This window comes from Paenibacillus taiwanensis DSM 18679 (genome assembly GCF_000425125.1).
Lineage (GTDB): Bacteria > Bacillota > Bacilli > Paenibacillales > Paenibacillaceae > Paenibacillus_B > Paenibacillus_B taiwanensis.
This window is the reverse complement of record NZ_KE384307.1, coordinates 336643-346378: the sequence shown is the minus strand read 5'-3', so window position 1 is coordinate 346378 and position 9736 is coordinate 336643. Positions and strand designations below refer to the sequence as shown.

General features: G+C 45.0%; 9 protein-coding genes. 3 read left to right on the top strand and 6 right to left on the bottom strand.

All coding sequences use genetic code 11. The annotated features are described in order from the left end of the window. The 6 genes from H509_RS25565 to H509_RS0115480 all read right to left on the bottom strand — a co-directional run. Positions 1–751, bottom strand: a 751-nt coding sequence (locus tag H509_RS25565; RefSeq protein WP_245596105.1) for a LolA family protein, incomplete at its 3' end; no start/stop codon positions are given. 246 nt (positions 752–997) lie between these two features. Then, entirely contained in the window at positions 998–1783 is a 786-nt protein-coding gene (locus H509_RS25560) for a polysaccharide deacetylase family protein (RefSeq protein ID WP_342663655.1), read from the bottom strand. A gap of 59 nt (positions 1784–1842) precedes the next feature. Then, positions 1843–2391 carry a YkoP family protein gene (locus H509_RS0115495; RefSeq protein ID WP_051287229.1) on the bottom strand — a complete coding sequence of 183 codons (549 nt, stop codon included), beginning with the start codon at positions 2389–2391 and terminating at the stop codon, positions 1843–1845. A gap of 237 nt (positions 2392–2628) precedes the next feature. Continuing rightward, complete coding sequence (locus tag H509_RS0115490; RefSeq protein WP_157277751.1) at positions 2629–2802, bottom strand: hypothetical protein; 174 nt, start codon at positions 2800–2802, stop codon at positions 2629–2631. A gap of 188 nt (positions 2803–2990) precedes the next feature. Next, positions 2991–4697, bottom strand: coding sequence for a DUF2339 domain-containing protein (locus tag H509_RS0115485; protein ID WP_028545881.1), 1707 nt, complete (start codon positions 4695–4697; stop codon positions 2991–2993). A 186-nt stretch (positions 4698–4883) separates the two neighbouring features. Beyond that, a complete protein-coding gene (locus H509_RS0115480) occupies positions 4884–6086 on the bottom strand; it encodes a hypothetical protein (protein WP_028545880.1) in 1203 nt (400 codons plus the stop codon). Positions 6087–6435: 349 nt separating this feature from the next. On the opposite strand from H509_RS0115480, the gene H509_RS0115475 reads away from it, so the two are divergent. The 3 genes from H509_RS0115475 to H509_RS0115465 all read left to right on the top strand — a co-directional run bounded on the left by H509_RS0115475 (position 6436) and on the right by H509_RS0115465 (position 9700). Next, positions 6436–7800, top strand: coding sequence for an extracellular solute-binding protein (locus H509_RS0115475; protein WP_028545879.1), 1365 nt, complete (start codon positions 6436–6438; stop codon positions 7798–7800). A 108-nt stretch (positions 7801–7908) separates the two neighbouring features. Then, on the top strand, positions 7909–8799 hold the full coding sequence (locus H509_RS0115470) for a carbohydrate ABC transporter permease (protein WP_028545878.1): 891 nt from the start codon (positions 7909–7911) through the stop codon (positions 8797–8799). Positions 8800–8902: 103 nt separating this feature from the next. Then, a complete protein-coding gene (locus H509_RS0115465; protein ID WP_036697883.1) occupies positions 8903–9700 on the top strand; it encodes a carbohydrate ABC transporter permease in 798 nt (265 codons plus the stop codon). Positions 9701–9736: the final 36 nt, after the last annotated feature.

Here is a 9736-nt window from a genome sequence, read left to right as displayed (position 1 = left end):
TGCCCTCGCCTGCGGCTACCGGCTTGTCGCCTTCCTTCGTGCCCTCACCTGCGGCGACAGGGTGCTGAGCCCCTTCTTTATTTGCATCAGTAAGGATGGGCAGCGGGTCGATATTCGCGCTGGCAGTCATGTTAGCCTGCATATCAAAAGCTTCCTTGTCAAATTTCTTATCAAAATTGAATTGATCAAATTGCATTTCAACCACAACACGCGCCTCAGCATCCGTCACCTGAACCTGTTTAGGCTTATAATCACCTTTGTTCAGCCATATTTTCTGCTTCACCAGCGAATCCGTTTGATAGTTGGCTGCCACCTCAAACACATAACTTTCACCTTCCGTGGCAAATTGACGCGTATTATCTGCCAATATGCTGTGGATCAACGTCTGATACAAGTAAACCTGTCCCTGGTTATCCGGCCAATCGCTTTGGAAACGGAAGCTTTTCTTCAGACTGGGTGTGAGCACAAAAACGCCCTCATCATTACGAAGTACAATTTGCTTAATATCCTTCTTCGGGTTAGTCAACTCGATTCGATAATAGGTAGGGTCTTGATACTTCACCTCTACTTTGTACTGAAGCGGCTGTTGCCCGGAGTGAAGCGTCATCGTACCTATGCCTTCATAACTTTGCAACTTGCTCATCTTCTGGTCCAATTCTTTGACCACGGCGGACGCGTCCTTCTGACCGCAACCGGCCAATAGAAGCGTAACACTCATCACGATGGCCAATACCCATGTGATCCGACGCATGAGATCATCCCCTCTGACATGTAAATTCGACGCCTGCAACGGCATAATTACCGGCTTGGCTTCATCACTGATAACATGTCTATGTAGGTACTTGGCCAATTATGCAGACTAGCCTGACAAGCGTGACAAGTTTAACAAAAGGATCATTTTATAAAATGAGATTAGGAATGCTTGCTGTCCGTTATGAACTCCCCTTACTCTTTAAGGGTCTCCTAATCACCCTGTGGTCTGCTCTAGTCATACCTCTTATCGTATAGGATCTGTGGGGTATGCCGCTGCACCATTAGCAGCCTCCTCATAGTGCCAAGAGGCTTTCGCCCCTCGTTCAATACCACCTAGCAGCTTTGTGCGAGGACTCATACTTGCTGAACGTTGGCTAAAAGAACACTTCGTGTTGGTTAGTATTTCATCGGCACGAACACAGCGGAAGCCTTTAATCCGTATGTCCTCCAACACAGAGGGTAACCCAGCCAACATTTGTCCTGGGGCTCCTTCATCTGCCCCCAGCGTTTTCCCGCAATCGTGCAATAGGATAATCGAGCCTGGCTGTATCTGTTGCGTGATAGAACGTTTCCATTGCGTTGTATCCGACTGCAGTTTCCAATCTCGTCCCATTACAGACCAGAGCACAACCCGATAGGACTTGCGAAGCAAAAACAAATCCCCTAGGTTAAGCAGCCCCCAAGGCGGGCGATAGAACGTAGGGCGTTCACCTGTTATCTGCTCTACAATATCAGCAGAGCGTTCAATATGCCGACGCCTCACACAAAATGGCGACATGAGCCAATTCGATTTGTGCAAATAATTATGAATGCCTATCTGATGCCCTTCTGTGTGCATACGCTTAATTAGATCAGGGTACAATTCAGCTCGGCTGCCCAATACAAAAAATGTCGCCTTTATCCGGTGCTCCTTTAACAGATCAAGCAGTCTGGGTGTATAATAAGGGTCGGGACCGTCATCAAATGTCAAGGCCACTTTACTCTGATCCTTACCTTGATTCGCCACACCAATACCACAAACTCTCGTCATTACAAATGGAAATAACGTATAAATAAATAGAAACAGCAAGCATGTGCATAATATGAAGCTTAGCATGACACACCTACTTTACGATGCTTTTCCAATAAGGACTGCTTCGTAATCGTGAGCATCATAGGGACAAGCTTTTCCGTATTTTGCGAGATACGCTGCTTTCCTTCTGGATGAAGCATTCTTAGCAAACAGCGAAGATAATAAGTCGAAATAAACGTAAACAGCTTGGAAGGCAATGGGTGAAGCTCAAAGCCTAGACCACGAATAATACCGCGATGCAGCAATGTAATTCCCGTCAGTGCCGATACATTTGCAAGCTCCGGTCTGTTTTCCATAGCATCACTAATCTGTTGAATCGCTGTCCGCAGCATTCTCGCTGTTCTTAAAGCTGCACGATCAGAGCCAATAGCACGTGACATTTCCAGCACTTGCTTGTTATCCAAATGTATTTCACCAATCCAATCTCCAGAGCGAATCCACTCCCCATTGCCGCACTGAATATTATGTCCATGATATTTTTTCACAACTAGTTTGCATATGCCATATCTCGTAACCGATACACTCCTCATACGAGTGATGTGGTCAAACATGGATTCCCACAACATCCATCCGTATTGTGATCCATTTCTAATTACTCTTCTGACGACACTCAATACATTCACCGCTTTCTATATGTGGCTAATTGCCAAACGCTCGAATGAACGGTCGGCGAACATAAACTTGCTTCGTAACTCGCTCCTGCCTTGCCCCGCGGTCATACCAAATATAGGGACAAGAAATTGCCTCACCAATTTTATCGAACGTTTATATGACGTTTGCATACACATAAACCCTTACAGTCCTTATTTTCGGTTAACGATCAAGCCTAGCCCGCTCACTACACTGAGAACAATGGCAACTCCAAGCGCCACGAGTGTCCCCTTAGCACCCGACATTGAATAGAGAACTCCATCTATTAACATCGCAATTACACTGATCATAAATGTCCATTTCAGCACTTGTTTTGATTTAATCACTCGTACCATCTCTCTTTCTTTTTGCTGTTTCTTCCTATGCTCTACTTTAAATAACAATCTTTTCTTTTTTGTTTCTTAATTCTTACGAAACCCTTACGTTTACAAGGAAGACCCGCTTCTTATGAATAGAGCTCCAACCAAAATAAGCCGTCATCTCTTCTACTTAGAAGCGACAACGGCTTATTTCATTACGAGGACGGATCCGTTTTCTGTCGGTACATTAAGCGCGACACTACGATCCCTGCTGCGCCAAGAGCGATAAATAATACAGCTCTGACCCCCACAGATACGCCAGGCATATCCACAAAAATAATTTTGACTAACGTTAAAAAGAGAAACAGTAAACCTGCAAGCCTTACTTTGCGTTTGTTAAACATCACACCTACAATAATGACCGTAATGGCATATACGATCCATACACCAGACAAGGCAAGGTGGCGTAAATCGTACGTATAGGTCATCATGACCACTTCGGTAAGCTGTGAAATAAAGTAGAGAATCAGCAGCGCTTCCGCCCACATGAACCCTTGTACAAATGGCAATAAGCTGCGTGGCTCCTGACGTTTCCTTATGAAGCGGTACAGGAAAGGTACAATCGTCAGCAATACGATCCAGGACAACGACTCTGGCGACAATACGTCCATAATCGGAGATTGTAACAGTCCAATAGTACCAAACAACAATATGATGGCGCCCATTATTTGCTGAATCCTGCTGCGCAGAAGCACACCCATTACAAACGCAATCGCGCCTTCTGTTATAACAGCCGCTGCCGCATATTCAGCCTGTACGATATACAGCAGCCATAGCAGCCAGCCTAATGTAGCAATTGCTATATAAGCGATTGCAGGGCGCTTAGGGCTGTACACCCAGAGGGCAGTCAACGTATACAAAATAGTCCATACCGCAAGCATAGTTGCGTACATCGTACCTGTGGGATGCGCATAAATGACAAACAGCCACATCGCCATTAGCACGAATCCGGTAAATAGCGTTCTGCTTTGTACAAATCGCTGACGATACGTTAGCCACAACGAGACAAGGAAAAATACGGCGTGCTGCACCATAACGGCCAGCATAAATACATAGCGGCTATCATCAAAGGAGCCTGATACATATGCGAAAAATAGAGGTACATGCAGCATACCAACTGCTAAGGATACCGCTATACGAAATTGGAAGGCAACCGAGATCAGTAATAAAAGGATAGATAGTGACGTCTCATACCCTGCGAACACCCAAGGATTAGGCGAAGTCGAAACGACCAGAAAAGGCACCAAATACCCCGACAGCATAATCGTAATCAGCAAAGTTTGAGAGCGATAACGTGTGGCCGTCCATACTCCGATACCAATGGATAGCACATATAAAAGAAAGGCAGGTGTCGATGGGATAAGACTGTATAACATATGGGCGGCAAATAACGACAACACCAAAATTACATTCGCTCCACCTAGCAGCACCTGCCCCAGTCCGACGCGCCTGCTCCGCATTTGTTTTAAACCCAAGACATACATCAACACAGCCGCTGCAATCCCCAATGCGCAGCGAACGGGCTCTGTAATAATTCCGGCAGAAGAAGCAGCCATAAACCCCCACAGCACACCGAGCAGCAGCACCACAATAAATATTTTGGGCAGCCATACTCTAGCAATCAGATGTTCCCAATCCGTGTCCCGCTTTGGCTGCTCCGCAGGCCCTTGTGGATGCGGTATGTTTTGCCCCACTGGTTTAACGTCTGACATCGTCAAAAGCAAGCCTAAATTTTTATTATGATTAGCTTGTTTGGACTGTTTTAACTGTATGCCAGGCACAGCTTCACGAAGCATTTCCAGTTCTTTCTCCAAGTGATTGACCTTGGCTTCCAAAAGTTCGATCCTTTTGTCTACATCCATACGAATCCCCCTTTTTTGTAAAGGAATTGCTTGACGTACAGCCCTTCGGTAATATGCTGCTGTGCTGTATGTGTGTATTATAACAAATTTTTTAAAATGAAAGAGCAGTCTGCTCCTATTTTAGGAACAAACTGCTCTCTCTCATCTAGCCATATGTCTGATCAGTAGTAAAGAAAGAAGAGGCGATCACTTAGACGATTTTCCATCTGCCGTTACGATAACAATTTCAGCATTTGTTATGCCAGGCAGCGATTTTGTCATGATTGGAGAATGATAGGCTACTATTTTCATACCCGCTTTTAACTGGATATCACCGCCAAGTACAGGAATCACCGTCGTCTCTTTCGTGATGTTTAAGATCACATCATTAGTAATTGATTGATCATCACCAACATTTACATATACTTGTCCTTCGCCTGCACGATCTGTTTCTACAATTGTACCTTCGATTTTTTTCGTTTCCGCCGTTTTAACGACGATAGAGTCTGCATGTGTTTGTGCCGGATAGATGGCAGCAAGCACCTCGCCATAATGCGCTTCTACACGAACATCGGTCTTTAAAGCTTCTTTAGTTAAAGGTTTTCCATCCTCACTCACAATACGAGTGTGCTCGTCTACGCTGAGGACGACATAGTTCACGCCGCCTTTTTCAAGCGGCTTGCCAATGACGGTCAACTTACCATCCGTAACGTTCGTAATGATACCCGCCGTTCCCGGGGCTTCTGCCTGTACATTGGTTGTATCTACCATAACGTAATTGGTAGTTGATTGTGGCGGCAGGCTCATTGCTACCGCAGGACCGTAAAAAGCCTTAACCGTCATGCCTGGTTGAATATCACCAGCCTTGATTGCTTTACCGTCCTGATCTAAAAGCTGCGCTTTAGGTGCAAAATGAAGAACGATCGTTTCCATGTTCATATTGTAGAGATCTGCCCCTTTAACGACGATCCCATTCTCGCGCACTTCCGTTACTTTGCCTAAAATAGCTGCAAAGCTATGATCTTGTACGACCAGTGTCAAAGCCGTTCCACGTGCTGCATCGGATTGGTTAGCTGCATAAAATGCCTTAACGACCTTTTTCTCATCGATAATCGTTTTTAGAGGTACTGTTTTTCCTTTAGAGTCAATAATCTTTGTGTTTTGGGTAAGAGCTAACACCATTTCACTTTGATCAGTGGCAGCAACGCCACGACCTGTTACTGTAATCCATTTACCTGTATGATCATTCACAAAATCGGTAATAAATCCCATTGTACCTGGTACCGCTTTTTGTTGTTGTACGGTGGAATTACGCTCAACAGGTACGCTGTTCTGCGCACTTGCTGCTAACGGCATAGCTGCCATTGCCAGTATAGATGCGGTTGTCAACACTTTGTACATTTTGTTCATTTGTCATTCCTCCATGTTTGTGTGATTAAGGGTAGTGCTCAAGCAGGTTAAAGTTATGAATATGGCTAAGTATCCTGTTGTTCTCCCCCTAGACGGTGCTTATCTGTAAAATGTTTCACATATAAATGATGAAGTATTTTCCAAAGGAATACACATTATGGACTTCTTTCTTGCAGAAAGTATGGAGCCACTAATAAGAGCAACTCTCGAGAGTAATTAATGAGGACTCCTAAGCCATGCCTGTATAACCTCCTAAGAAACCCCACCTAACATCCTAATTTTCACGCATTGTTCCTCCATGTCTGTGCACAGATAATAAAGATATATTCGAACGAAGGGGGACTACACAATGGCAACAACAAAGCCACATCCGTTTTTGCGCCTCACACTGGTCTTCATGTTAACGTTAAGCTTGTCGGCTTGCGGCGGCAATACAACAAATACATCTCCGACAGCTAGTAAAGGAATAACATCAGATGAATCTACCTCTTTGCAGTCCGAGCAAAGCACACAAGAACAAGTGACCATTACGTTCCAGAACATCTATCCTGATCCGAACACACCCTCCTACAAAATGATGATGAAAATTGTAAGCGATTTCGAATCAGCAAATAAAAACATCAACATTGAACTGGATTCTTTAAATACGGATCAGCAGAAGTTGAAATTAAAGACACAAGCAGCATCCAAGGAGGTGCCCGACATTACAATCGTTAATCCGAGCGAACAAATGAAGCCGTTCGTGGATGCTGGATTGTTGGCTCCTTTGAATGACATACTGGATCAAAACGGCCTCAAGGATACGTTTCTTACGGGCATACTGGATTATTACACCTTTGATCACAACGTATATGCGCTGCCGGATGGCAACAACACCGCCGTCGTCTATTACAACAAGGACATGTTTGCTCAAGCCGGTGTTGAGGTGCCAACAACGTTTGAAGCGATGATTGACGTTGTGAAAACATTAAAGGCAGCGGGCATTCAACCAATGGTTATTGGTGAAAAAGATTCGTGGACCGGCTCCTTTTTGTTTATGAACATCCTGCTGCGCACAAATGGAGGCCCTGGCTTTTTACAAGATGTTCTGGACAAAAAACGTACGTTTAACGATCCGGCCTTTGAAGAGGCCGTGAATAAGTTTCAGGATCTTGTTCAGGCAGGCGCTTTTCAGGATGGCGCGACTTCTTTTGATTACAACGCAGGCGAGAACTTGTTTAAATCAGGCAAGGCAGCTATGTACTTTATGGGAACGTGGGCCACAGGCGGGATTGATGATTCCTCTGTAGCAGGCAAAATTGACGCCTTTAAGTTTCCTACGGTTAGCGGTAAGGGCAATGTCGATGAATACATGCTTGCCCCTGGAAGCGCCTTTGCCATCTCTGCCCACAGTAAACATTTAAAAGAGGCAAAAGCATTTTTACATTATTTTATGATGCATTACCCAAAAGTAAATTTCGACCTTAAAAATGCAGTCGGCCTTGCTCAAAAAGTAGACGGAGACTTTAAAGCGGCAGGTTACTCGGATCTGGCCATGAACTTGCTCAAGCTCGCTGAAAATGTAAAAGGCGGTGATCTCGCCTTTGATAATATGATGAATCCAAGCACAGCTCAGGTCCACTTGACGAGTATCCAGAACTTATTTGTACAGAAAAAAGAGGCGAAAGAAGTCGCTGCCGAGCACCAAGCAGCTTTTGCGGCGAACAATCCCTAAATAAGCGGAAAAACACCATGTGAGAGGGGGCACCTGTTCCCTTTCACCTTTTTTTATCGCTAGTTCTGTTTTTCAATTTTCCAGTTCAGTTTCAAGGAGGCTTCAACTATGAATGTGTTAAAAGTTCCAGCCCGTACGATCGCTGTTTTCGTGCTCCCTTGTCTCCTGCTCTACACAGCGCTTGTGTTTGTCCCGATACTTGTCTCTGTTTATACCGGAACGCTTGATTGGAATGGCATTAACCAGGCAGTATTTGTGGGCCTTGACAACTTTAAGGCGCTGTTTACTATCGATGCGGTGTTCTGGCCGTCCGTCAAGCGCACGTTGCTGTTTGCTGTATTTTCAATGGCCGAAATCCCTGTTGCATTATGCGTCGCCATCTTGTTGTGTCGTTACTTAAAGCGCCCTAACTTTCTTGTCTCCAGCTACTTCCTGCCTGTTATTTTATCTGTCGTTATTATCGGTCAACTGTGGAAAACGATATATGACCCCGCTTCAATGGGCGGGATGCTAAATCAAATATTAATCACCCTTGGGCTCGGGGCATGGACGAAATCCTGGCTCACCGAGCCTGATGTGGCCATGATCGCACTGTACTTTGTTGCGTTGTGGCAGTATCTAGGCTACCACGTACTGATCCAGTTTACGGGGGTCACGAGCATCCCGAGTGAAATTTATGAAGCAGCACAAATAGACGGGGCTGTAGGGTTCACAGCCGACCGTCACATTACGTTTCCATTAATGATTCCCGTATTCAAAATCTCGATCATATTAGCCTTTATTGGCTCTTTGCAAGCATTTGACCTAATTATGGTCATGACAGGGGGAGGGCCTGCACACGCCACAGATGTTATTTCTACACACATGTACAACATGTCTTTCTTATCGATGAAATACGGATACGGCAGCGCGATCGCCGTGTTCCTCGTGCTGTTGTGCCTTATTTCAACCTTAATCATCAATACGTTGTTCCGCACATTGGAAAAGCGTCAATCTTAATTTGTCAGGAGTGACCTATATGAACAATCCATTACGTTTGGAAGCAGCCAAGTCGCTTCCGATCAAGCACAAGCCATACTGGTCCTGGAAAAAAGGGTGCGTCATGACGCTCTTGTCCGTCTTGTTTGTCACGCAAGTATACCCATTGCTCTGGTTGCTCCTTTATTCGTTAAAAACCAACGAAGAAATTTTGTCCGGCCGCTTCTTCTCACTGCCTGCTGTCGTCCAGTGGCACAATTATGTGAATGCTATGCAGGGCGGGAAATATTTTAAATACTTATGGAACAGCGTCATCGTTACTTCCATCACGATGGCTGCTGTCATCGTACTAAGCACTATGGTCGCCTATGCCATCACTCGCTTTCGCTGGCGTTACGGGCAGACCGTAATGACGGTGTTTCTTGTCGGCATGATGATCCCGCTCCAGTCCACCTTGCTGCCACTGATGGTCATGTTTAAACATATTGGCATTTTGAACACACATTTATCGCTCATTCTACCTTATATTGCATTTTCCACGCCAATTGCTGTCTTTATATTAAGTGGATTTATGAAATCGATTCCGTATGAATTGGAGGAATCCGCCGTGATGGACGGGGCTAGCGTCTACCGGACATTCCGATCTATTATCGTTCCGATTTCGCTGCCGCCTATTATGACGGTATGTATATTAACATTTATTACGATTTGGAATGAATACATTTTAGCCGCCACCTTTATCTCATCCGAACGGTTAAAGACACTGCCCTTTGGCATTTACAGCTTCGTCAGTCAGTACTCCGTCAACTATGGCGCAATCGGGGCTTTCCTCGTGTTAGGTGCATTGCCCGTCATCCTTATTTACTTTTTATTGTCGGAGCGAATTACAAAGGGAATGGTAGCAGGAGCCGTTAAAGGATGAAATGAAGCATACGTCGAATACAAGTGTGGAAAAGGT